This is a genomic window from Micavibrio sp. TMED2, from assembly GCA_002168225.1.
Taxonomy (GTDB): domain Bacteria; phylum Pseudomonadota; class Alphaproteobacteria; order TMED2; family TMED2; genus TMED2.
The window spans coordinates 502-24,748 of sequence record NHBH01000006.1 but is presented as its reverse complement, the minus strand read 5'-3'; the positions used below and the strand labels follow the sequence as shown (position 1 = coordinate 24,748).

Below are 24,247 nucleotides of genomic sequence, written 5' to 3'. Positions count from 1 at the left end.
AATCCATCCAGCGGTATGTGAACCACGGCGCAGTCTTCGCACACCGTGTCGTCAATCCAACAGATGTGATCATCCATCACTGCCCCTTCTCACGCTTCGTCTTGTTCTTGACCGTCTTCAAGCGGTCGGCATAGAGGGCACGGAACTGCCCGTTCTTGTCGAACACGTCGATCCAGTCCTTGCCCTCGTCACGCTCGACGTACTTGATGAACGAGAACTCGCCACGCTCACCCTTGAACTTCAACTTCGTGCCGCTGGTTACGTTGCGATTGTTCAGCGACAGGTCGAACAACCACACCTGACCAGCGGGTGCGTTGCCATACTTCGTGTCGTATTTCTTACGCCGTCTAGCCATCACTGCCCCTTCACTTTGTCGAAGCCGAGATCCCTTCTCGGCTGCGCCTTGCTTGCTTGCTTCTCGACACCGGCCTTGCGTGCTTCCCGGTATCGACGTGCTGCCTCTCGCTTGCATTCACGGCAGCCATTNAGTTGCGTCCAGCCCGACGTGCGTTTGTCGTGNCCGTTNTTGCACGTCGGCTNCCAGCCNTCGTACTCGGTGTCCGTNTCNGTGTTGGTCATGTCACTCTTCCNNCTCTCGTTGGCATCGGCNNTACCACGCCANNGCCATCAAGGCGTGAGCGAAGAGATCGTCGTACTCGACACCGTCTGCTTCCTCGCCGAACCACAGNCCGAGNNAGTTCTGCATGNNNTCCATNAAGNNTTCGACCGNAGGCGGTNNGNGGNNGCAGANTGNTCTTGCCGCNNTNNGCAGATCCACNGCGTCGAAGTCGTACTGGCCGCAATCTTTGATGCGGGTTGTGATCGTTGNATCCTGCATGTTTGTTCCCTTCATCCGATGAATGGCACAGACTCATGCGTGTGCATGAACCTGCGCCCTAACCACTCGGCCATGCCGACATGCATGGCATCGCCGAGAGCCTGATGGCGGTGGCCTGTTGGCACACCCGCAGTCCAGTCGTCGGGGAAGCACTGAAGCCGTTCCCACTCGACTGGTGTTAGCACCCTCGCACGCCCCCCTTGCACAACGATGTGCGTCTGGAAAGAGTTACCTTTGTCGTAACTCGTGAGCGTGTTTGCGTCGCCGTCGAGTACCCACGTTGAGTAGTCATCCTTCGACCGAGGCCGACGTGACTTGCGGTAGATCAGTCCTCGACCATCGTCCGTAACGACGCTTCCAATCTTGGGTCGGGAGTTCCGCCGGGGTTGGTCATGTATCGAAGGTGACTCGCTGCCTGTGTCGTCGTCAGCCAGCACGTCCCATGCGGGTCGACCGTCACCTCCACGATGTCCAACAATGATGACTCGCTTGCGTCGCTGGGCTGATCCGAGATGTCGCCCGTCCACCAGCCGGTAGGCCCACCCATACCCGATGTTTTCCAGCCCCCTGACCACGGCTTCCATGTCTCGTCCTTTGTTGTGGGTGAGAAGTCCGGGGACGTTCTCGATGCAGACCCAGCGCGGCTTTGCCTCGTCGATGATCCGCGCTGTCTCTTCGACGAGGCGGACGAACTCGTAGTAGAGGACGCTTCGCTTGCCCTTGAGTCCTTGCCGGTTGGCCTTGCCCTTACTGAGGTCTTGGCAGGGGAACCCGCCGACGATGAGGTCGGGAGATCCGAGGTCGCTTCCAGTGGTGCTGATGACATCGTCTGTCCTTTCTACGTTGGGCCAGTGCCGAGCGAGGATCGCTCGGCTGTGCTTGTTGATCTCCACTTGAGCGGTCGGCTGCATGCCAGCGGCATCGAACCCGAGGTCGAAGCCGCCGACACCAGCGAAGACCGACGCGTACTTCACGCGCTCGGTACGGGTAGGGCGAACGATGCGTTCGCGATCTTGAGTGCAGCCGCCACGTTGGCGAGCGCCCGGTCATCCGTGCCACCGATGTGCCACTGGTAGACCTCGTGCTGTGTCGGCGTGTGCGACTTCCAGTCGTAGATCGTGGCGACCGTGCCGTCAGCGAAAGCGACNGCCCACTCGCACGTCGTCTTGCCGTCAAAGGATGCGTCGAGCCTCGGCTCACCGAACACCCGCTCCAANTCGCTGCGGTACGTCTTGACGTACCCCTGCAGCCATCCCGTCCGCACGATTGGGTTCGTGCTTGNGATCTCTCCGAACATGATGNTTCCCTTCATCTGGTTGAGTCGTGTCCNTCACGGCTCATGGATCGAGCCGGGTNACCCCGGCTCTCACCATCAATCGTGACATGCCCCTCATGCATCCTGCGATGGGTCGTAACAGTGGTCGCAGTAGTTCAGGACAACAACCTCGCCCCATGTGTTCGTACCCTTTACCGCACGGGTCGAGACGTTGATCTCGCGGCAGATGTTGCAAGTGCCGAGAATCATGACGTCACCGCCTCGGCGCAGTCGATACAGAGGTGGTCGTAGGCCGTGTCGCTGTACTCGCTGAGATCAGCACCGCAATCGCAGACTTGCTCCGGCTGCTGCTCAGCGTCGACTGCCTTGGCGAGGCGCAGCAGGTCTTGCTTGCACTGCATCTTCACTTCGTGATCGCAGCCGGGATCCATCAGCAGCGCCACATACAGATTCACTGCCGACTGCCACGTCCATGTGATGTCGATGGTGTTCATGCCGACACCCGGTCGAAGGCAGGCAGTTGCTGCCCGTCCTCGACGATCAGCGTGCGCTTGCCCCGAGCCGTGACGTGCCACACTTTCTTGTCGAACGTGCCGAGGTTGTCCCAGTCCGCACCGTCGACGATGTAGCCGCGAGGCTCGCCCCAGTCATTGATGAACGGATCCTTGAAGTCGTCGCCGACCAGCATCACCAGATGCGCACCGCTGCCGCCGTGCGACCGCCACTCAGCGGTCGCAGACTCTTCAGTCTTGCCGTTGCCCCAGTAGCCACCGAAGCCCTCACCATTCCAAACCAGATACATGCTTGTCCCTTCCTGTCGTGGGCCATCCACGACATGGCAGTAGATCGACCGAAGCCGATCTACCACCATGCAACCACGGCCCTCAGACATCCTGCATTCACAGATTGCGAATGAAGCCCGAATCGTCACGCTTGCCCTTGTGACCCTTCACCCGCAGGGCAAGCACCGCACCCTTACGGTCAGCCGGTCGGTAATCGCTCGTGTCCCCATCGATCACCGGCACGCCCTGCCACGTCGACGGGAAGGCTTCATCCTTCCCGGCGAAGAAAGGCACAGCGACGCGCTCGCCACGCTGCACCAGATCGACGATGTCGGCCACGCTGTGGCGCTCCGACGCCGAGCGCGTCAAGTCATAGTCCGCCGACTCTGGCCGCTGCTCACGCGACCATTTCGTGTAGTCGTACATCTCGATGCCGCACTCCCGCGCCAGCCCGATCATGTTCGGCGCGACCAATTCCCAACGGATGTCCGACACCGTGTTGAGCCGCACCGCCACCCGGCCATGCTTGGCCGCAGCCTTGCCCAATTCGAAGCCGATCAAGTAGCCGAACGACGCCGGGTCATGCAGCATGAACAACGTCCGCACACCCTGCGCGAATTGCTGCGCAGGCATCCCGCTCTGGCCGCTGAACGACAGGCACGCCGCCGCGCACCCCATCGATGCCATCGGGCACAGATTCCACACCCCGTCGAGACCGTAAGCCTCCCGCAGGGCTGCGAATTCGTCCCGCATGATCCCGCGCTCCGGCGTGAGCATCAGCCCCACCGTGAACTGCTCCGACATCGACAGTTTGTGCTGCGACGCCGCGCTCGTCAGAATCGCAGCCGCCGAACGCTTGAAACCGGCAGCCTCCCGAAAGGCTGCCCACGCTTCGGCAGGCTCGACGTTCCGACGCCTACCCGTGAAGCCCATCGTCAAGCCTTCGGCGAACGCATCCCCGAAGCCATCAGCCACGCGCCGCTCGACGCGCGTCATCCCTTTCATGTCGTACCCCTTCCCGTCGGGACCATCCCGACATAGCGGAAGACCGGGGGCCATGCCCCGATCTACCACTATGCTGCGACATCCCTCATGCACGCTGCAATGCGCCCACCCGATCGAGCCGCACTGTGTACNGCTCCAGCGCCCTATCCAGATCCTCGGAGTACGCCCCGTTCTCGCAGTGGATGTCCACCACTGTCTCGCCCCGCNCTACAGCCGCTTGATTCAGCGACGCGTACCACGTCCAAACGACGTACTCGCCGCGCCCATTCTTAACCCACACCGCGAGCACCGCGCCGCTCCGTCCCTTGTAGGACTCGCGTGCCTCGATCACCGTCGCCCCATTCGGCAACGACGTGCCCGCTGTCGGAGTNANCATGTCCATGATCTTTCCCTTCCGATCGNCGGACCATCCGCCGATCTATTCCAATTCTGCAACATCCCTCATGCAACCCCCNCCATCCGACAGCACTGTGCCCCGAAAAGGACGCGCGGGACCATTTTTGGCCTCTGTCGCACGCGTCGGACTTGTCTGGCAGTACGCCGCGCGGCCTGACCCCCGGATGCTTAACCGCCCCGCCCCCCCGCGCGTGTCTAGTCCCAAGAAAAATTTCGACCAAGTCGGGTGGGGGACCAATTTCACGGTTTTACAGGGCGTAGAAGTACTTTTTTTGTCGCGGGTATTGATAAACACCCTTTCTCTAGCCCTCTTCTTATATGGAGAGTGTTTTTCGTTCGCTGCGCTGGTGGCCCTTAAGGCCACCTGCGCTGCTCACTCTTTTAGTTGTTAGCCGGGTGGAGTGTCTTTGGCGGTCGGTCCCCCTCTTTTGCCCCTTTGGAGGCCGGGTGGGTAGGAAACCGAGGAAGGTCGAGGAGCAACCTCGTCGCCGGGTGGCNCCTGAGGTTGCGGAGTCGGAGCTGCTGGATGTTGTCCGGCAGGGCCGGACGATTGAGCAGGGCTTGAAGGTGATCCGGCGGTCTCGCTCGTGGTACGAGACTCGCCGCCGGGAGTCGAAGGATTTCGCTGACCGGATGGATTCGGTTCGGTTGGGTCGGGTGGACGCGAGCCGGGTGGCTCGCGACTCGGATATTGGTTTTTCGGAGTTCAGCGAGAAGTACTTGTACACGAAGGTGTGGCCGCATATGCAGAATGTGGCTGACCTGTTGGAGGGCCGTGAACCTGAGTGGGTTCACGACTCGATGGTTTATGAGAAGGGCACGGCTGGGCTTTCTCGCCTGCTGGTTAATGTCCCNCCGAATCATGCGAAGAGCATGACGATCACGATTAATTATGTGACGTATCGGATCGCTAAGGATCCGAACATCAACGTCCTGATTGTGTCGAAGACTCAGGAGCAGGCGAAGAAGTTCCTGTATGCGATTAAGCAGCGGTTGACGCATCCTCGGTATGCGGACTTGCAGGTGGCTTTCGGGCCAGCGGATGGCTATAAGGCCACCGCTGACCAGTGGGCTGCTAACAAGATTTACTTGGGCGGGGATGCACGCGATTCCGGGGAGAAAGACCCCACGGTTGAGGCACTGGGGTGCGGTGGGGCCATATTCGGCTCGCGTGCCAATTTGATTGTGCTTGACGACGTGGTGACCCTGTCGAACGCGGGGGAGTGGGAGAAGCATCAGGACTGGATCCGGCAGGAAGTGGCATCCCGCCTTCCTCCGAATGGTGGCCAGTTGCTGGTTGTGGGTACGCGGGTTGCTCCGGTTGATTTGTACAAGGAGCTGCGTAACCCTGAGCATTACACGGACGCGAAGATCCCTTGGACGTATCTCGCGATGCCTGCTGTTCTTGGCTACGGCGATTCTCCGAATGATTGGGAGACGTTGTGGCCGGTGTGTGATCTTCCCCTTTCTGAGGGTGACGTTCCTGATGAGGGGGGTCATTTTGAGAGGTGGAGCGGCCCACGGTTGAACGTGGTCCGCAATGAGGTTGGTCCCGGCAAATGGTCGCTGGTGTATCAGAACCTCGATGTCGCAGAGGATGCCATTTTTGACCCGGTATGCGTCAGAGGCGCGGTCAATGGAATGAGAAAGCCGGGGCCANTGGTATCCGGTGCGGCAGGTCACCCGGAGGAGTCGTCGAACTTTTATCGGGTGATTGGGATTGACCCGGCGATGGCGGGGGAGACTGCTGCTGTCGCTTACGCGGTGGATCGGCGGACGCAGAAGCGGTATGTCCTTGATGTGAACGTGATGCCTTCGCCGACTCCGGCGGCTATCCGCGAGTTGATTTACTCGTGGGCTGACAAGTTCAGGCCGCACACGGTGATTGTGGAGTCGAACGCGTTCCAGTTGTTCTTGACGCAGGATGAGGAGATCAGGTCGTTTTTGGCGACTCGGGGGATCGCGTATCGACCTCATCACACGTCCACGAACAAGTCGCACCCGGACTTTGGTGTTGCTTCTCTCGCTCCGTTGTTTGGGTCGAAGACGAAGCGTGACGGTCAGGAGACGTGGAAGCACGCTGGCGANAACTTGGTCGAGTTACCTGACACGAGCAACTTTGAGAACATTAAGAAACTGATTGAGCAGTTGATCACTTGGCAGCCCGGTGTGAAGGGCAGCAAGTTGAAGATGGACGCCGTCATGGCGTTGTGGTTCTGCGAGATCGTGGCGCGGGAAGTGCTTGCTCAGGCGGGTGGGGCTTCACAGTTCCTGCCTAATCAGTTCGCGTCGCGGGGCGACGTGGACTCCCGTTATGTGGTTTCCCTTGACGAGCTGGCGACGGCTCAAACAGTTGGAAGGCTGTAGATGACCGATTACTTCGCGAAGTTTGAGGCGATCCGTAAGCGCAGCACTGAGCGTGACCGGCGCATGCGTGAGGTCGCTGCTGTTCGCGCTGGGCACGCGGAGCAAGTGTTTCCGGGCTTGTTCCCTGAGGGGACGTGGTCGAAGCCGATTGTCGCGAACCTGATTGATGTTGTCGCGAAGGACTTGAGTGAGCAGGTTGGCGTGTTGCCGTCGATCACCGCTTCGGGTGACTCGACGTTGGATGAGAACGCCCGGACGAAGGCTGATAAGCGCACGAAGATCGCTAACTATTACGTCGCCNCGTCGAAGATGAGTACGAACCTGATTCGTGCCGCTGACCAGTTCATCACTTATGGGTTTGTGCCGCTGCGCGTAGAACCGCACTTCAANGATCAGCGGCCTCACATTCATGTGGAGTCGTGCGAGGGCGCGTACTTCGACATGGATCGTTTCGGTGACTTGCAGGTGTACGCGCACTTGTTCCGCCGCAAGGCCGGTGACCTCGCGGCGATGTTCCCTGAGCATGCGAACAAGATCCTGAGGCGGGGCATGTTCGCTAGCACGGACGAGAACACGTTGATGGATGTCGTCCGTTATTACGACGATAAGACCAGCGTCATGTTCATACCGGAGCGCGAGGGCTTGGTGCTGGCGCAGACACCTAACCGCATTGGTCGGGTTCCTGTCGTTGTTGCTTTGCGCCCGTCCCTCGATGGTGAGGCGCGGGGTCAATTCGATGACGTGCTGCCGGTGTACGCCGCGAAGGCGCGGCTCGCGTTGCTGATGATGGAGGCGACGCAGAAGAGCGTTGAGGCTCCGCTGGCTTTGCCGCAGGACGTGACGCAGTTGAGTATCGGGCCGGACTCTGTGATCCGTTCCAACTCTCCCGAGAAGATTCGGCGTATCCCGTTGGATATTCCGAGCATGGCGTTCGCTGAGAACAACCTGTTATCCGAAGAATTGAAATTCGGTACTCGCTTCCCAGAGTCAAGAGCAGGGCAGGCGGACGGGTCGATTGTGACGGGTCAGGGCGTGAAAGCCCTGCAGGCCGCTTTCGATTCACAGGTCAAGACCGCTCAGTCGATCATGGGCGCGACGCTTGGAGAGGCGGTGTCTCTCGCGTTGGCCGTCGACGAAGCGTACTTCGGCGAGGTACAGCGCGAGGTATCTGCCACCGCTAACGGCGTTCAGTACAAGCTGAAGTACCGGCCATCAGCCGACATTAAAGGTAACTACGGGATCTCCGTAAACCACGGGCTGATGGCGGGTCTTGACCCGAACCGTTCCTTGATTTTCGCGCTGCAGGCGCGAGGCGACAAGTTGATTTCACGGTCGTTCACTCGACGTAACTTGCCGATCCAGTTGAACGCCNCTGAAGAGGAGCAGGCGATTGACATGGAGGAGATGCGGGACAGCCTGAAGGCTGGNGTCGCGTCACTGGCAGCNGCGATCCCGCAGATGGCCGCTCAGGGCCAGAACCCGACGCAGATCGTGCAGCAGTTGGCGACNGTCATCGATGAGCGCAAGAAGGGCACTCCTTTGGAGGATGCCGTGCAGAAAGCGTTTGAGCCTCCGAAGCCTCCAGAGCAACAGCAGCAGCCCGAGGCGAACGAGTTGCCCAACATGGGCGCACCGGATGCTGCAGCCGAAGCGGCTTCCGAGCAGGGGCCGGTTCAAAACGAAGTTCTTCCAGCGCCACCGCCTATGCAGCGGCTGCTCGCTGGTTTGACGGGCGCAGGTAGGCCCGTTCTGTCTGGCGCAGTGTCCAGACAAGTTCCCGCATAGAGGAGAAACACATGATCGGAAAGCAAGGCGGAATGGGCAAGGCTCCTACAGGTGGAGGCGTTATTCAGCCGAAGGGCAACCCCGGAAGTGGTGTTGTTGGCGGAGGTCAGGTCGCCACGGGTTCCAATCCGAAGCCCGTTGGTGGAAACAACCACAAACTTAAGTAGCAGTGCCGAACGTAAGAGGGAAGAAGTTCCCTTACTCCAAGAAAGGCATGGCCGACGCGAAGAAGGCCATCAACGAGGACGACGCTCGTGGTTACCGCAAGCGCGTGGCGAAGGCGAAGCGCATCAAGGGCGAGACGGTGACGAAGGCGCCGACCCGGCGGAGGATGAAGCCGAAGCCGAAGCCGAGTGGTGAGCCGCCGAACAGGACGTACCCGTTCGGTCCCGGTAACGCGAGAAACAAAAACTATCCGGGCCTCTTCGACCCAAATTACGAAAAAGGCAAGAAGAAGAAGTAGTTAGGAAACGTATGGCAAGGGGAGAACCACCCGGCAGGCAGTTCATTAAGAGCCGCCCGACTGCCAGCACCTACCGACCGTCGATGGCGAGGCAATACCCGTCTTCATCGATGCCCACATTCGGGCCGGGTGGTGGCATCGGTGCGTCACAAGCACGCCTGCAGGAGCAGGTCGACCAGATCATGCCGTCGACCCTGTCTAGGTCCGAGCAGTTGCGCCGAGATGCCGAGGAAATTTTTGGGTTCCTCACGGAGCAGGACACGATTGACGCGGTTAAGCGTGGTGACATTTCCCCTGCGCTGGGTGCGGCGATCATTGCCGCTGGCGTTGTGCCTTTGCCTGTCGGTAAGACCGCTGGATTGGTAGCGAAGGGCACGTCAAAGGTTGCATCGAAGGTGAAGCCTCCCGTTAAGCCTCAAAGAATGATTGATGCACAACGGGCGCGTGACAAGAACAAGATCGCTCAGGCGTTGCTGCAGAGTGGTCGCGCTCGTACGCCAGAACGTCCTGCGCCTGCACCGCAGCCCACACCACCGGCTCGCTTCCCTGAGGGTAGGACTCCGCGCACGGATGATCCTCGGCCACAAACTGCCCTCGATACCGGGGGGTTGCCGGTTGCTGGTGAGGCAGTGCCGACAGTTACACCTGCACAGGCGCGTCAGGCAGCAAAGGTTCCGTTGAAGAAAAGCGGTGATGTTGACTACGACCGTTTCGGTGGAGGTGGCTTCACCACTCCCCGTCAGCAGGCTGCCTACGCGGAAACGCAACGCCGTTTGAAAGAAACCGCGTCACCAACGCGTAAGGAACAGGCGGAAAAAGCGTTCAAAGACAAGCGCGACAGCCCGGAGAAGCGGCGGCAGGACGCAGCCCAGCGTGAGGTGATGGCGGAAGAAGGCGTTGACCCGAGGCTGGGTGCTAGGACCGAGAGCCTGATGGCTCGGACTGATCTTGCCGCGAGCGGTAACCGCACGGAGGTTGTGTCTGGTCGCACGGGGGGCGCGATGACTCGATCCGAGGCTGACCGTGCAGCAGCGGAAGCGGTTGCGCGGGACAGGGAGCGCCTTGCTGGGTTGCAGTCTGAGCGTGAGGAACTGGCCGAGCAAGGCTTAAAGCCGTCGCGCAACCAGAAGCCGTTGAACCCGCAGACTGAGGCGGAGGTCGCTTACGACGCGATCAACCCGAAGCCGGTGAAGAAGGACTTCCCCGGTAAGGGCCAGAAGGCTCGGTACGAGGAGGCGCTCGCGAAGTGGAATGAGGGCCGCGAAGAGTTCGTGCAACGTCGCATGGATGATCTCGCGACTCGCCCGTCACCTACTGGTGACGCGAGCGAGATACCGGGGTTCACGCCGAACGTCGCGGATTCAGCCGACTACAACCCTTACGCGTTCTTGAACCGTGGGCCTGAGCCTGCGAAGCCTGCCGCGAAGACTCCAAAGGGTCGTAAGCCGAAGCAGAAGAAGGAAGAGAAGCCAGTAGAGACTCCGGCGGAAACGCCGGAGGAGATTCCGATTCCTAAGAAGTCGACGGTAAAGAAAACCACCAAAAAGACCACTAAGAAGAAGACTGAAAAGAAGACGCAAAAAGCCAAGTTGCCTGACTACGCGACGGGGGCAACGAACGACAAGGCTCGCAAGAAGCCCTTTGGGCCTGCCAAGCCGAAGGATAAGGCGAAAGATCCGCAGCCAAAGGCGGAGGATGTCCGCTCCGGTGGCGAGAACCCACGCTCAGGCGGGGAAAAACCTCGGTCGTTTATCCCGACGCAGGTAGCGAAGGACGCCACAAGAGACAACGCTGCAGCGCGGGGTCGCGCTGCCCGAAACGACATGGATCCGGGCACTGCCGAAGAGGCACGCTTGCGTGGCATGGATGCAGCCACGCGTGGAGTCATTAAGCCGAAGGCGAAGGAAAGCACTCGCGCAAAGCAGGGTTACCTGAAGGCCGAGCAGGAGAAGGCGATCAAGGATCGCGCCAATGAAATATATGGCGCACGCGGTCCGAAGCCTGAGAAGAAAAGGGCTGGAGAGTCTGACAAGGATTTTGCGGCGCGGGTGAAGAACTGGGAGAAGTCCAAGCACGCAGGCAAAAAGTTCGCCGGGATGATGGTTCTTGGGGCGACTGGTCTTGCCTTCCCTTCTGCCACGATTGTTAACCAGATCATGGACGAAAACGTCAAGAAGGTATCCGAGGAAGGCGTGGCAGAGGCTGCGGAAGAAGCAGTAGCGGCGGAAGAGAAAGACCAAGAGCCGAAGAGCAAAGAGGCCAAGTCTGTCCTGCGCGACAAGTACGGGCGCAAGATCACTCGCGAGGAGTTCAACCGTCGCAAGGCTTACCGCAAGAAGCTGGAAGGCATGTCGCCTGCAGAACGTAAGGCTGCCCGGAAGAAGGAGATGGCTCGCCGCGAGAAGTGGCGCGGGAGCATCGGCAAGCAGTTGTTCAAGAAGGCCGCAACGAAAGCCACCCGCAACCTTGACTTGAAGGAAGGCGTGTCCAGCCGCGAAGTCAACAAGTTGATGCGGGAGGCACTCGGCAAGCAGGGTGATCGCGGCGCTGCCCAGAAGGCTCGACGACAGTTTGTGAGGGCTTCATAATGGCTGAAGGTCCGGGCGGTTACCGCGCCCCGAAGAACCCAGCACCTGTGTCTGGTCCCGGCGCGCAGAGCAAGCGCACCGACGGCATCAAGTCGCAGTCACCAATGGACATGCCTGATGCTGCCTACGGGGAGCAGAAAGAGATGCGTGGCATTCAGGGTGCAGCACCTATGGCTGCTGCCTCGATGCCAAAGATCACGCCACTTGACGCTCCAACACAGCGTCCCGATGAGCCGGTCACTTCTGGCATGGATCGTGGGCCGGGGCCGGGTCGAGCATCGATTGGAATGACGAAAACGTCGCAGCAGCAGTCCGCGATGGACGCGTCGCAGATCGCTGCGTACTTGCCTGCCCTTGAGCAGGCCGCTAACCGTCCCGGTGTTCCCACTTCGTTTGTCCGCTTTGTTCGCCACTTGAGGTCGTTTGCCTAATGCCGTCACTTGAAGAAGACATCGCAGCAGCGGTGGATGTTCTGGGCCTACACGCCACAGGCATCGTCTTCGGTATTGGCATGACCAACTGGAAGTCCGCTGAAGAGCGGGACGGTTTCTTGCGTCTGATCGGTGAGGAGCAAGCCAATGGCTCTGCCTGAACTGACGCCGCTCTACGCACCGCCCGGTCGGACGAACCTGCAGGCGCAGTCGGAAGCAGCCGAAGCGGAACTTGACCGTCAGCGCATCGCTCGGCAGAAAGCCGCAGCGATGCAGAAGGATGAAGGCTACGACTCGATCTTTGATCGTTTCTGGTTCGACGACTTCTCTACTGTCCCGGTGATCGGGCCGATGGCTAGTGGAGCCGCTCGCGGCTTCACGAACTTCTACGACGCTGTAGGTGACGAGTACTCGTACTTCGCGTCGAACGTCACTGGCGCTGGCTTAACGCGTGAGCAGGCTCGCGACGTGACCGTCGGTCAGATCGTTGAGTCGCGGATCTCCGGGGACAACATCCTCAATCCGAAGGTGCGTCAATCCAAGTGGGGTCCGACGAACCTGAACGTCCTCGACGAGGACTTCAACGTCAACTGGACTTCCGGCCTGATCGACACGACGGTCATGTTTTTCCTCGACCCGCTGGTGTTGCTGGGTAAGGCAACGAAGGTTGCTCGCCTTGGCACGAACTTCGGTCGTAGTGGTCGCGCCATCGAGAAGGTCACGGGTATGCCCCGTAACTCTCTGGCGTTCAGTGGCTTGACGAGTAAGCGCATGAACATCGCTGGCCCTCAGGTCACGCGGATGGCTACGTCTCAGATCGAGGCGGCACGGATGGGCGCGAATAACCGCGCCAGCGTGCTGGCCGACGAGATCGTCGACGGCTCGTTTGATGACTTGACGAACCTGTATGAGTTCCGTGGCGCGTACCGTGACGTTCTTGCTGAGACTGGCGCTCGCATCAACAACAGGGAAGATGCACTGAACTTCCTTGGCGCATCCCTCGGTGACCCGAATTACATCAAGCGACTGCAGGACACTCGCGCTGACTTGTTCGTGCAGATGCTCCGTGCGTCAGCACCGGACCAGTACGAAATGCTCGCGATGTCAGAGGGAGCATCGAAGATCCCGGCGTTGTTCGCTCGGCCACTAGAGGCGGCAGTAGACCCGAACAATGTCATCGCGCAGATGCGTGCGAATGACTCCGTGTTCGATGACTTGTTGAAGTCGCTGGAACTGGACGAGGCCGTCGCCGGTATCGATAACGCGGTGATGCTGGCAGAAGACTCGTTCCAGCCGATCCAACGCTGGGGTCAGAACAACGCGAAGGCTGCGCGGATAGCGGCGGCTTGGCGTCGCGGTAAAGGCAGCCGCGCATCAAACACTCGCAAGAATCGCGCTCGCAAGCGCGATCTGGATCAGGCGCGGAACCAAGGCAAGATCACGCCTGACGAGTATGAGGAACTTCTGCTCGACGTGGGTCGCACGGGCACGCAGCCGTTGATGCACGAGACGGTGTACCGGGCGTCGAGTTACTTGCCGAAGGTTCGCTTGTGGACGTGGATCAAAGGTTCGCGAGCTTCTGGACTGATTGATGTTCGTGGCTTTGAGGTGGGCCACTCATCGGATGAGATGAGGGCAGCACTCTCTGACTCAAAGATGTTGCGCGACGATCCACAGTTCACGACAGAGATGATGAACAGGTGGGGTAACTCTGCTGGCGGCAGTGAGCGTTTCACTGCCGTGAAGGAGATCGAGGTTCGCTCGTTCCAGCGTATGTACGCGGTTGAGGTAGCGAAGAAGAACGCCAAAGAGCAGAAGAAGGCAGCGGACCTGTACCGCAAGGGCAAGATCGATGAAGCCGAGTATCAGCGCCGGTTGGCCGATAACCCGACGACTCTGGACCCTGACAATCTTCCGGGCAGGGAGTTACTGGATGAGGCGTACCGCCTCATTGATGAGCGTCGAGCGGACTCGATTGAGAAGATCCGTAGCGGTCGCGCGTACTTGGTGGACGACAAGGGCGACCTGATCAGGGTTGACCCGCAACTGCGCTCGCAGTTGGAGACCAAGGTTCCGATGCTCGACATGAGCGTTCTGGAGCAAACCGCGAAGATCCTCGTGAAGTTCGCTGATGAGAAGGATCCGTTGATGGCGGCGTCTCGCGACTTCGCCCGTAAGCGTCGCGGCGCTCTTTACAAGGGTGGACTGGACACAGCGGTGTCGCTGTGGAAGGCGTCAGTGTTGATGCGACTTGGTTACACGCAACGTAACGTCGCCGAGGGTTGGCTTCGTTCGATGGCTTCCATTGGTTTGCTGCCAATGCTTTCCCGTGTCCCGGCGTGGAGCGTGAACTTCCCAAAGAACGCTGGTCGGTGGTCAAACCGTCGGGTTAACGGCAAGCGCCTGCTGAAGCAGGAAGAGCAACTGATCGATGACTTGGTGCAGCAGCAGCGAGGCATCGAGGAGTACATCGAGCAGGGCGTCAAGGCGAACGATCCGCAAATGGTCGCCATGCAAGAGGCGCTGGAGCAGCAGAAGGCTCGCATCGCTCAGATCCGCTCTCGTCGCAAGAAGATGCAGACGAAGGAGCGAGCAACCGCTCGCCGCAAGATCGAAGGCCGGGAGTATGAGGCTTTCGGTGGGCCGGAAGGTCCGGTGCTGCGGGAACTATCCTCGATGGGTCAGACGAACCAACAGTTCCTTGAGTCGTCTTTGATGCGGGAGCAGGATCTTGTCCTAAACGCTCGCAACTATGTGGAAGTTCTGCCGACAGATCCTCAGTATTACGACGAGTTAAACCAAGCAGTCATCCAGTTTCAGAATGACGCGCTGGTGCAGCAAATGCTAAAGGCAATCGCTGCAGGTAAACCGAATCCGATGGATGACGCTCTGGATTGGGCGCGTTCCGGTGACGCCGCTTTCTGGCGGCGTGACATGCGTATTAAGCGCAACGAGATCGAGGGTCACGTTGTCGACGTTGAGAGCCTGCTGTTCCGCTACCTCCCGACGGAGGAGGTACGGCGACTCGTAGCGACGGGAGATGAACCCGGAGCGTTGGCGCTGCGTGAGGCTATCGAGGTGAACCTGCAGGGCTACAACGAGTTACTTTCGTCCGTTCACGGGCGTGCGGCTCGCGAGGTTCTCCGTCCCGCATCGCTTGGTGAGTATGCACGCAAGCCCATCGACACGATATTTAAGTGGCTCGGCAATATCCCTGAGACGGGGCTTGTCCGGCATCCGTACTTCGCTTCTGTGTGGTCGCGTGAGTTCGACTCGATGATTGGTATCGCGCAGCGTCAGGGCGTGGAGCTGACCGAGGACGTGTTGGATCGGATCAACAGAACCGCTCAGACTCGGGCCTTGCGTGACCTGAAGGACACGCTGTACACGATTGAGCGGTTGTCGAACCCGGCTGCGCTCTTGCGTTTCCTCGTTCCGTTCTTCCCTGCGTGGGAGAACAGCCTGAGGGTGTGGAGCCGGATGATCGTGAACGATCCTTCGATTGCTGCTCGCGCCTCGATCTTGTGGAACTTGCCCAATCAGTTGGGCATGGTCGTTGACTCGGAAGGTAAGCCGGTCGAGTCCGACCGGATGGACTTCTTGACTGGCTCTCAGGAGAAGTACATTCGCCTGCCATCGGGTATTAACAAGTGGCTTGCCGATAACGTGACCGGCGGGATACCTGTGGCTATCCCGCAGGGCGCGATCAACGTCGTCACTCCGGGTGAGACTCCGTTCCTTCCGGGCTTCGGCCCGGTGGTGCAAGTGCCGGTGTCAGTGTTCATGCAGGGTAAGCCTGACTTGCAGCGCACTTTGCGTGACCAACTGCCTGAGCCGATCTACAACCAGATCGCGCCTTTCGGCGTGATCCCCAGCCCGACTGACGCGATCTTGCCGTCGTTCGCTCGGAAGGTGAACCAGTGGCGTAAGGGCGAAGACGACCGCATGTACTTGGGGATCGCTGACTCGATGATGCAGTCAGCGTTCGTCGACTGGTACGCCAATGGCGCTAACCCTGCGGACATGCCGGACGTTGGCGAGATCATGGATCAAACCAACGATTTCTACAAGTTCAGCATCCTTGCTTCGCTGGTCGCTCCGTTCGCGACTACGCGCACGAGCAAGTACCAGTTCCAGCAGGACTACTGGCGGCAACTGATGGCCGACCCGGACATGACGTACCGGCAGAAGGTCGACACGTTCGTCGAGAAGTTCGGCACAGCGTTCTTGCCGATGATCGAGTCAACGACGAAGAAGGTTTCGCCGACTGTCGGCTACACCATCGAGTCGTTCGATGTCATCGACAACAACCGCACGCTCGTGAGTGAGATCGCGACGCGCACTGATCCGCGTGCCATCGGCGTGCTGACTGCGGGTACGCAGGCAGCAGAGTTCGATCAGGGTGTTTACAAGTACTGGACGATGGAGAACGTGCCGGGTACAGCGGAGGACTTCTCTCGTCGGTTGACTCCTGCTGAGATGCAGGTCGAGTTGTTGATGTCGCAGGCGTGGCGTGAGTACCGCAAGGAGAAGGAAGCGCGTGACGACGCGCTGGCGATGATGGGCGTGAGCATTCAGGCGAACGCTGCAGCGTCAGTGAAAGCGAAGTGGGACAACTTCGTGAAGGTGGAGATGGTGCAGAAGTACGGGGAAACATGGAACACGCAGTACCGCATGTACATGGATATGACTCCGGCTTACTTGACTGGCATTGATAAGGCGCTGAATGACCGGAACTTTATGGACACGCAAGGGCAATCGCCCTTGTGGGGACACATCGACGACTACATGCGTGAGCGACGACTGGCCGAGCAAGCCATTGCCGATGGTGCTGATAGCGCCACCGTTCGTGAGCAGTTCGCGGCGTGGGCTGCGGATTATCGACTGGTGAGTCTGGAGTTCTCGGACTTTTACGACAACTTCCTTGAGCAGGACGACTTGCGTTTACCGTTAGGGGAATCGAGTGCCTGAACATTATGGGGATAGCGCAAGCACGCAGCTTCCCGTCATTGTTGGTTTCAAGGATGTAGACCAGCAACTGTCAATCCCGAAGTATCTGGCTGCGCCGGAGTTTCGGGAGCAGTACGGCGATCAGTCGCTGGCGTCGCGTATTACTGGCGGCCCACCGACGATTGACATTCGTCGTGTTGCAGAAAATCAGCCGGATTACATGACGCAGGAAGCACTCCTTGAGGAGATGCGTGACCGCATGGCGCAGCAGCCGGAAGAGTACGACGATCTGGAAGAACTGCTGCTCGATACCCGATTCAACTCATGGGAAGAGTTCTTTGACTCGGCAAGCCGTCAAACCCAACCGTGGCGGGAGTACCTCGTATTCCGCGCTGGCTTAGGTGAAGGTGACAGAGGCAGGGGCGGCGGAGGCCCAAGAAGCACCGTTGTCCTGACGAATGAGGCTGCGGCTGGAGCGCAACTCGATGCGACATTCACTCAGTATCTCGGACGCACAGCGTCCGACGATGAGGTGCAGACGTATCAGGAACTGTTGAATGAGCAGGAGCGTGCGAATCCGCTTCGCAGCACGGGTGGCTCAAACAATGTCACGTCCGGTGGCTTCGACGCGACGCGGTTTTCGCGTGAGTACGCGCAATCGCAGGAGGGTTACGCGGAACGGTTCGCTGCAGTGAACTTCATGTCGGCGCTCGATGACGCGCTGGCTAATCGTGGCAATGTTCTTGAGGAGTTTGCGAAGGGCGTGCAGCAGTGACCACCGGCTATGACTTTCAGGTCGATGACCTNAANCANANNNAACTNGGTCAGGCNTTNGGTATATCCGCCTCCACNTTGNNGAAANNNNCGGAGTTGCAGGNNNTNCTNGANGAGNTTNTNGCNGAGGTNGCGGAGGGACGAACTCCNACTAACGCTGACATCTCTCTGAAGAATTCANAACTCTGACTGGTTCCGTGGGCAACTCACNNCTTACGTTGAGGCNGANNNTGAGCGNGCCAAGTACACGNNNGANCTGNTCGANGACNTGATGCGGGAACGAGCCATCGACATCGTCGAGCAGTACGAGGACGCTGGCGCTGATATCGACTTCNCGNCGGCTCGTAAGTACGCGGAGCANATGTTCTACGGCAGTGGCCGTAACGAGGCTGGCGAGTTGCAGTTCTTCGACAACGAGTGGNTGGCTGACCAGATCGTCGACGCGATTGACTTCGACAAGACGAAGATGATCGGCGGCGTAGAGGTATACGACTACGAGGGTGACGTTCTCTCTAACTCGCAGTTGATCAACAATCTCGCGAACGATTACGGCATCGATTACGGAATGTCGAACGAGGGTTACCAGTCATGGTTCCGTACCACTCTCGATTCGGTCATGCGTGGCGACATGGATGAGACGGACATTTCTAAGTACATGCAGGAGCAGGCCATCTCACGGTTCCCCGGCTTGGCTGATGCGATTAATCGTGGTCAGACGGTGCGGGCTGCCGCTGACCCGTACTTGACGGCGATTGCCAACGAGTTGGAGTTACCGAGTATTGAACTTGACGACAATCTAGTGCAATCAATTTTGAACAATAAAGGCCCGGATGGGAATTGGACGCCGATGAGTTTGTATGACACGCGCCTTCAGGCGCGTAAGGATCCTCGCTGGCAGCGCACGTTTCAGGCGAAGGATGAGTACACGGGTATGGCGCAGAGGATCGCGCAAGACTTCGGATTTTTGGCGTAGCGCATGGGTTACGGCGATCTTCTTTTCATAAATCAGCCCAATCAGGGGAACAAGGGGGCTAGTGCCGCTGACCGTGCGGCTGCGGCTGCGGCTCCGCGTGGGACGACAACCTACCCCGGATTCACGGACTACGGTCAAGCGCCGAGTGTCACGTTCCCGGCGGGAGGGGGACCACCGACCTACACACCCGGTGACTATGAGGTTCCGGGGTTCGCGGCGGCGAACAATGCGGTCACAAGGTCGGCTCCTCCGCCACCTAGTCTGGTTGGCGTTGAAACCGTGTATGAGGCTGGTTTCANCGTCACCTACAACATTTACTCGGATGGNTCTCGCACTGAGCGGAGCCGNGTNCGTGAACGCACCGCTGGTGACGCGGTGCGTGACATGTTCCGCAACCTTGGCATGGGTGACGCCTTCGCGGAAAGCCTTAAAGGCATCATCGATGGGTTCTACACGACGAACGTGAAGCCAACCGACGCCGAGATCCTTTCCGCTGTGTACAGCAGTGAGCCGTACAAGCAACGGTTCAAGGCGAACGAGGTTATTCGTAAGCGTCTCGCTGACGGGCAAGGGCGACCGGGTGACCGCATGCTGACGCCTGCTGAGTACATNGAGGCGGAGAACACTTACCGCACGATCCTCGCGGATCGTGACATGCCGGTGGGTTTCTACGACTCGCCGGATGACTTCACGAACTTGATTAGTAACAGCATCAGCGCATCGGAGTTCAAGTCCCGAGTGGACACCGCGTATGACGCGTTGAACTTCGCTGACGAGTCAGTGGTGACCGCGCTGCGCGACTTCTACAACATGAACACTTCGGATATGGCTGCTTACCTGCTGGATCCTGCTCGGGCTTTGCCGGTGCTTGAGGGTCGTCAGGCAGCGAGCNNCTGGCGCTTACGACATGAACTCTCGCACCGAGCTGCAACGCATGTACGGCACGGCCAGCNTCGCTGGCATGGGCCGCAGGCAGGGTTTGATGCCGGGTGAGGATCTTGCCGGTGAGATCTACGACGCTGGTAAGACAAAGCAGCAGACCGAGACTGCATTCTCTCAGGCAGCCGAGGATGGTCCAAATGTTGAGCGTTTGGGCAAGTTGTACGGCGAGGCGATGGACTTCAAGGACATCGTCCGTGAGGACTTGAATCTTGCTGGCGGCGCGGGTGCAGGCCGCAAGCGCCGGAAGTTCGCGTCGAAAGAGCGAGCGCAGTTCAGTAAGGCAAGCGCGTTGGGCAAGTCGTCCCTGCGTAGTCGAACCGACGTTTAACGTCAGGGCGTGACAGGTTAGAAGGAACCGTAATTCGGGGTGAAAACTCCCGCGTTGGTTCCTTAACTCCAGTTCGATTCTGGACACGTCCACTCCTCAACCGGATCGGTCGGCCCCGGTGAGAGTAATGAGACCGATAGTCGCCACAGCCACACGCGTACCCCCATGCGCGTGTGCGGGTGAGTGCATCCAACAGGAAACAACAGGGAGATGAAATGGCTGAGTACGACGACCTCGACTATGACGAGGGTGGCGATTTGGTGAAGCAACTGCGTAAGCAGTTGAAGGAAATGTCTTCTGCTCTGAAAGAGCGTGACGAGATGCTTGAGGAATACATGACTCAAACTCGCACNGAGCAGATCGGTGAGTCTCTCACCGAGATGGGCTACAACTCCAAGATCGCTTCATTTGTTCCCGACAATGTCGAGGATGAAGACGACCTAGCCCAATGGTTGAAGGAGTACGGAGAGGTCTTCGGCGCTCAACCAGTAGAACAGGAACAGTCGACGCAAGAGNCGTCGACTGTCGATGAAGCCGCCGCATTGATGTCAGCGGTAGAGGAAGGCGGCATTGACCCGACTGCGGGTCAAAGTCTGGAAACAAAAATTCAGAACGCTTCAACTCCAGAGGAGTTGGCGGCGATCCTCAAGGGCTGACAGTCCTAATAACATCTCACAGAAAGGGTTAGCCGACTATGGCTGACACGTCAACTAGTACGCTGACGAACCTTATTCAAACAGCGTATGACAAATATGTGCAATTCAATTTGCGCTCTGAGCCTATGTTCCGCAAGTTCGCGGATGTCAGGCCAGTTGATGTCACCAACCCCGGTGCGACTGTTGTGTTCCAACTGCACAACGACCTATCTCGGATCACAGATCCTTTGACCGAGACTTCGGACGTTAGTGCTGTTGCGCTCAACAACACCAACCGGGTTCAGGTAACCGTCAACGAATACGGTAACGCCGTTACCACGACTGAGCGTCTCGCACTTGAGTCGCTCTCTGCGATTGACCCAGCAGTGGCCGACATGCTCAGTTACAACATGCGGGATTCATTCGACGCACTGGTTTACAAGACCCTCGTTGGTCTTGCGACTGGTCGTTTCGCAGGAACGTCCGCTGACGACGAGACCACGGTCAACGGTGTGGACAAGACCACAGCGTCGACGACCACACTGCAGGCTGCGGATATCCGCAAGGCTGTGGCTAAGTTGCGTGGCGCGAACGTGCAGCCCCGCGANGGTGGTTTCTACATCGGCATGTTGCACCCGGACACCTCGTATGACCTCCGCACGGAGGCTGCTACTTCGGGAGCGAACGTGTGGCGTGAACCGCACACCTACACCGACACTGGTGTGGGCAACATCTGGAACGGTGAGGTNGGCGTCTACGAAGGCGTTAAGTTCATCGAGTCAGCTCGCGTGGAGCAGGCNTCCAATGGCATCACGCGCACGGTCAGCAACAAGGCTCTGACGAGCAACGTTGCAACCTTGACCACCTCTGCCGCTCACGGCTTTGAGGTGGGCGAGACCGTGACTGTCGCTGGTGTGGACGCAACCTTCAATGGTTCGTTCACCGTCGCGTCGGCCCCGTCGGCGACCACGTTCACCTACGCGAAAACTGCGTCGAACGTGTCGTCCGCTTCCGCTACAGGTACTGCCACCTCGCTCGATCACAAGGTGATCGTGATGGGTAAGCAGGCTCTGCTGGAAGCAGTCTCCTACGAACCGAAGACGGTCATCTCGCCGATCACGGACAAGTTGATGCGTTTCAGGAGCGTCGGTTACAAGGGATTGCTCGGCTGGAACGTTTACCGGCCCGAGGCTCGTTACGTCATTTCTTGCACGTCGAGCATCTAGTCACTCACTAGATCAAAGCGAGGAGGGGCTGCCACAAGCGGCCCCTCCTCGTACTAGAAGGAGAACATATGTGCGCCTCTTGTGGTTGCAAAGACGTGAACGACGTGATGATTCCGGGGAATAACGCCAAGAACGGCAACATCCCCGATCAGAAGGTCGAACACAAGAAGTGAAATTGTGGAGAGGCCCGACGCTTGAGGTGAAGCGTGGCAGGCCAGACCCGCTGTGGTGGACTTCGTGGTACGACGCGAAGACGGTCGTCAAGAAGGACGGCCAGTGGCTGACAATTATGACGCCGCAGGGTGATTTTCTCGCGCAGTGTGACGTTGTACTGCGTGGTGGTTTTGACATTGAAATTACTGACGAACTGGCGACCGAACTGACGGCTGCTGGTTTCTCGCAATACATCTCGGAGTTGTGATGCCGTTACATCGTGTGCTGAAGCACCCGGAGTACGTCGAGGGTTGCTTTGGTTGCAAAGCGTCGACGTTGTCGTATCAAGACATGCACATTCGTGCGGTGTCTCACGCGAATGACAAGGAACTGGATGCGTACCGGAGTGCGCGTAAGCACGGGATCCAACCGAAGACCACGAAGTTGAAGGACATCAACGCAGCCGTTAAGACTTCGGATGCTCTCGGCAGGGCGGTGAAAGCGTGAGTACTTTCGTTCAGATAGTCGATGACACCCTCTCTGAGGTTTCTTCGTATGTTCGCGGACAAGAGTCGATCACGGTGCTGCTGCAGGCAGCGACCGATGCGGACACGACGCTGACTGTCGATGACACGTCAGCGTTGTCGAAGGGCTTGGTCGAGGTCGGCGACGAACTGGCGTACCTGAAGAGTGTCAACTCTCAGGCTGGCACGGCGACTGTCCTTCCGGGTGGTCGAGGCTTCCGTGGCACTACCGCTGTCGCGCATGGCATCAATACGCTGGTGCGAAATAACCCGCTCTTCCCTCGTGACCAGATTAAGCGTGCGATCAACGAGACGATCCGAGGGATCGATCTCCGGGCGTTGGCTTCTCACGAATTTACTTTCGACGGCTCGGCGTATGCGTACGCGTTGCCGTCTGACTTTCAGGACATCACGGGAGTCACTTTTGACTCGCCGGACTCGACTGAGATTTGGCCTCTAATTAAGCGTTACCGGGTTGACCGGAACTTCCGTGTCTCTGGTGACTCGTCAATGCGTTCAGCAATTGTGCTGAACGAGTATCCGACGCCGGGGCGGACGGTTCGCGTGCAGTACGCGAAGTACCCGACGGCGTTGTCTGCCACAACGGATGAGTTCTCGACGGTGTCTGGCCTACCGGCCAGTTCGGAGGATGTGATCCGGCTTGGCGCTATGTGGCGGCTGATCTCGACGGTGGATCCGGGCAAGGTGGTTGCTCGTACTCCGGCGGCTGATCTGGTTGATGCGCCTGTTCCTTCCGGCGAGTCCACTTCGGTGTCTCGCTACTTGTTCCAGTTGTTCACGGTTCGCCTGAATGAAGAGAAGGCGAAGCAGCAGGACAACTACTTGTCGATCATTCAATACGCGAGGTAACGCATGGGAACTCCTGCTCGGTATTACAGCTCGACGGCTGTCACGACGACACTGTCGTCGACTATCTCTGCGAGCGACGCTCAGATAAACGTCGCATCGTCGAGTGGCTTCCCGTCGAGTTACGTTTACACGCTGATCCTTGAGAAGGACTCAGCCAACGAAGAGATCGTGACGGTAACTGGGGTTGTTGGCTCCGCGTTGAACGTGACGAGGGGTGTCGATGGAACGTCTGCAAGAAGTCATACGGCTGGGACTTCTGTTGAGCATGGTGTCTCGGCTTTGGATTTCACGGACGCTCGCAGCCATCAGGCTGCGGCAGCCAATGTTCACGACATTGGCTCGTCGGCGAGCGTTGTTGGAACTGACACTACGCAAACGCTGACCAACAAGACGCTGACTTCCACCACTCTTGGTGGTGACTTGGCTGCTGGCACGAACAAGATCACCGGACTGGGTGATCCTGCGTCGGCGCAGGATGCTGCGACGAAGAACTTCGTCGAGACTGGGGTGACCAGTCAGGTTGTGGCTGCGACCACTCAGGCCACTAACGCGGCGACCTCGGCCACGGCTTCGGCTGCCTCGGCTTCAGCGGCATCGACCAGTTCCACAGCGAGCGCAAACAGTTCCACAGCGAGCGCAAACAGTTCCACAACCGCCAACTCAAGTCAGGTAGCAGCGGCTTCCTCGGAAACGAACGCGGCTGCGTCGGCTGCGGCTGCACTTGCAAGTCAAAATTCCGCAACATCGAGCGCGGCTTCCGCAACATCCAGCGCGAGTTCCGCGACTGCATCGCAATCTGCGAGCGCAACGTCGGAAACAAATGCTGCGGCTTCTGCCGTAGCCGCTGCTGCTTCTGCTGCTAGTGCGGCTGCAACGTATGACCAATTCGATGATCGCTTCTTAGGNGTTAAGAGTGGCGCACACCCCACNCTTGACAACGA

The 24,247-nt window shown here is 58.8% G+C and carries 23 protein-coding genes and 1 pseudogene; 15 read left to right on the top strand and 9 right to left on the bottom strand.

All coding sequences use genetic code 11. The annotated features are described in order from the left end of the window. Positions 1-76: 76 nt before the first annotated feature. From CBB62_11025 to CBB62_10985, 9 genes and pseudogenes are all read right to left on the bottom strand, one after another. Entirely contained in the window at positions 77-355 is a 279-nt protein-coding gene (locus CBB62_11025) for a hypothetical protein (protein ID OUT40117.1), read from the bottom strand. Then, positions 355-579 carry a hypothetical protein gene (locus CBB62_11020; GenBank protein OUT40116.1) on the bottom strand — a complete coding sequence of 75 codons (225 nt, stop codon included), beginning with the start codon at positions 577-579 and terminating at the stop codon, positions 355-357. Before CBB62_11020 ends, CBB62_11025 begins: the two co-directional genes overlap by 1 nt. Position 580: 1 nt before the next feature. Continuing rightward, positions 581-853 (bottom strand): annotated as a pseudogene (locus tag CBB62_11015) (hypothetical protein). Further along, positions 850-1,812, bottom strand: a complete 963-nt coding sequence (locus CBB62_11010; protein OUT40115.1) for a hypothetical protein — start codon at positions 1,810-1,812, stop codon at positions 850-852. Before CBB62_11010 ends, CBB62_11015 begins: the two are co-directional and overlap by 4 nt. Next, positions 1,809-2,150 (bottom strand): hypothetical protein, encoded by a 342-nt coding sequence (locus CBB62_11005; protein OUT40114.1) that lies wholly within the window; start codon positions 2,148-2,150, stop codon positions 1,809-1,811. Before CBB62_11005 ends, CBB62_11010 begins: the two co-directional genes overlap by 4 nt. Before the next feature lie 209 nt (positions 2,151-2,359). After that, a complete protein-coding gene (locus CBB62_11000) occupies positions 2,360-2,608 on the bottom strand; it encodes a hypothetical protein (GenBank protein ID OUT40113.1) in 249 nt (82 codons plus the stop codon). Then, positions 2,605-2,916, bottom strand: coding sequence for a hypothetical protein (locus tag CBB62_10995; protein OUT40112.1), 312 nt, complete (start codon positions 2,914-2,916; stop codon positions 2,605-2,607). Before CBB62_10995 ends, CBB62_11000 begins: the two co-directional genes overlap by 4 nt. A 97-nt stretch (positions 2,917-3,013) precedes the next feature. Beyond that, complete coding sequence (locus CBB62_10990; protein ID OUT40118.1) at positions 3,014-3,892, bottom strand: hypothetical protein; 879 nt, start codon at positions 3,890-3,892, stop codon at positions 3,014-3,016. A 94-nt stretch (positions 3,893-3,986) separates the two neighbouring features. After that, positions 3,987-4,283, bottom strand: coding sequence for a hypothetical protein (locus CBB62_10985; GenBank protein ID OUT40111.1), 297 nt, complete (start codon positions 4,281-4,283; stop codon positions 3,987-3,989). Between the two features lie 506 nt (positions 4,284-4,789). On the opposite strand from CBB62_10985, the gene CBB62_10980 reads away from it, so the two are divergent. The 15 genes from CBB62_10980 to CBB62_10910 all read left to right on the top strand — a co-directional run bounded on the left by CBB62_10980 (position 4,790) and on the right by CBB62_10910 (position 23,306). Beyond that, entirely contained in the window at positions 4,790-6,664 is a 1,875-nt protein-coding gene (locus CBB62_10980; GenBank protein OUT40110.1) for a hypothetical protein, read from the top strand. Then, positions 6,665-8,449 carry a hypothetical protein gene (locus CBB62_10975; GenBank protein ID OUT40109.1) on the top strand — a complete coding sequence of 595 codons (1,785 nt, stop codon included), beginning with the start codon at positions 6,665-6,667 and terminating at the stop codon, positions 8,447-8,449. Positions 8,450-8,618: 169 nt separating this feature from the next. Beyond that, entirely contained in the window at positions 8,619-8,912 is a 294-nt protein-coding gene (locus tag CBB62_10970; GenBank protein OUT40108.1) for a hypothetical protein, read from the top strand. 110 nt (positions 8,913-9,022) lie between these two features. Continuing rightward, positions 9,023-11,500, top strand: coding sequence for a hypothetical protein (locus tag CBB62_10965; GenBank protein ID OUT40107.1), 2,478 nt, complete (start codon positions 9,023-9,025; stop codon positions 11,498-11,500). A gap of 104 nt (positions 11,501-11,604) precedes the next feature. After that, on the top strand, positions 11,605-11,931 hold the full coding sequence (locus CBB62_10960; protein ID OUT40106.1) for a hypothetical protein: 327 nt from the start codon (positions 11,605-11,607) through the stop codon (positions 11,929-11,931). Positions 11,932-12,078: 147 nt separating this feature from the next. Further along, complete coding sequence (locus tag CBB62_10955; GenBank protein ID OUT40105.1) at positions 12,079-16,902, top strand: hypothetical protein; 4,824 nt, start codon at positions 12,079-12,081, stop codon at positions 16,900-16,902. Further along, positions 16,895-17,656: a hypothetical protein gene (locus CBB62_10950; GenBank protein OUT40104.1), complete on the top strand. Its 762-nt coding sequence runs from the start codon at positions 16,895-16,897 to the stop codon at positions 17,654-17,656. Before CBB62_10955 ends, CBB62_10950 begins: the two co-directional genes overlap by 8 nt. A 270-nt stretch (positions 17,657-17,926) precedes the next feature. Beyond that, on the top strand, positions 17,927-18,628 hold the full coding sequence (locus tag CBB62_10945; GenBank protein OUT40103.1) for a hypothetical protein: 702 nt from the start codon (positions 17,927-17,929) through the stop codon (positions 18,626-18,628). A gap of 3 nt (positions 18,629-18,631) precedes the next feature. Then, positions 18,632-19,621, top strand: coding sequence for a hypothetical protein (locus CBB62_10940; protein OUT40102.1), 990 nt, complete (start codon positions 18,632-18,634; stop codon positions 19,619-19,621). Beyond that, a complete protein-coding gene (locus tag CBB62_10935) occupies positions 19,611-19,898 on the top strand; it encodes a hypothetical protein (protein OUT40101.1) in 288 nt (95 codons plus the stop codon). Before CBB62_10940 ends, CBB62_10935 begins: the two co-directional genes overlap by 11 nt. A gap of 215 nt (positions 19,899-20,113) precedes the next feature. Next, entirely contained in the window at positions 20,114-20,554 is a 441-nt protein-coding gene (locus tag CBB62_10930) for a hypothetical protein (protein ID OUT40100.1), read from the top strand. 38 nt (positions 20,555-20,592) lie between these two features. Further along, entirely contained in the window at positions 20,593-21,759 is a 1,167-nt protein-coding gene (locus CBB62_10925; GenBank protein OUT40099.1) for a N4-gp56 family major capsid protein, read from the top strand. A gap of 169 nt (positions 21,760-21,928) precedes the next feature. Then, the gene (locus CBB62_10920; GenBank protein ID OUT40098.1) at positions 21,929-22,180 is read left to right on the top strand and encodes a hypothetical protein; all 252 of its coding nucleotides are present in this window, start codon (positions 21,929-21,931) and stop codon (positions 22,178-22,180) included. Next, on the top strand, positions 22,180-22,419 hold the full coding sequence (locus CBB62_10915) for a hypothetical protein (GenBank protein OUT40097.1): 240 nt from the start codon (positions 22,180-22,182) through the stop codon (positions 22,417-22,419). Before CBB62_10920 ends, CBB62_10915 begins: the two co-directional genes overlap by 1 nt. After that, on the top strand, positions 22,416-23,306 hold the full coding sequence (locus tag CBB62_10910; protein ID OUT40096.1) for a hypothetical protein: 891 nt from the start codon (positions 22,416-22,418) through the stop codon (positions 23,304-23,306). The genes CBB62_10915 and CBB62_10910 overlap by 4 nt, the downstream gene beginning before the upstream one ends. The last annotated feature ends 941 nt before the right edge of the window (positions 23,307-24,247 follow it).

Bases quoted from the DNA above. Each gene is read 5' to 3' on its own strand.
- CBB62_10995 (OUT40112.1), bottom strand. From the start codon at position 2,916: ATGTATCTGGTTTGGAATGGTGAGGGCTTCGGTGGCTACTGGGGCAAC.
- CBB62_10990 (OUT40118.1), bottom strand. From the start codon at position 3,892: ATGACGCGCGTCGAGCGGCGCGTGGCTGATGGCTTCGGGGATGCGTTC.
- CBB62_10955 (OUT40105.1), top strand. From the start codon at position 12,079: ATGGCTCTGCCTGAACTGACGCCGCTCTACGCACCGCCCGGTCGGACG.
- CBB62_10935 (OUT40101.1), top strand. From the start codon at position 19,611: ATGCCGGGTGAGGATCTTGCCGGTGAGATCTACGACGCTGGTAAGACA.
- CBB62_11000 (OUT40113.1), bottom strand. From the start codon at position 2,608: ATGAACACCATCGACATCACATGGACGTGGCAGTCGGCAGTGAATCTG.
- CBB62_10915 (OUT40097.1), top strand. From the start codon at position 22,180: ATGCCGTTACATCGTGTGCTGAAGCACCCGGAGTACGTCGAGGGTTGC.
- CBB62_10960 (OUT40106.1), top strand. From the start codon at position 11,605: ATGGACATGCCTGATGCTGCCTACGGGGAGCAGAAAGAGATGCGTGGC.
- CBB62_10965 (OUT40107.1), top strand. From the start codon at position 9,023: ATGCCCACATTCGGGCCGGGTGGTGGCATCGGTGCGTCACAAGCACGC.
- CBB62_11025 (OUT40117.1), bottom strand. From the start codon at position 355: ATGGCTAGACGGCGTAAGAAATACGACACGAAGTATGGCAACGCACCC.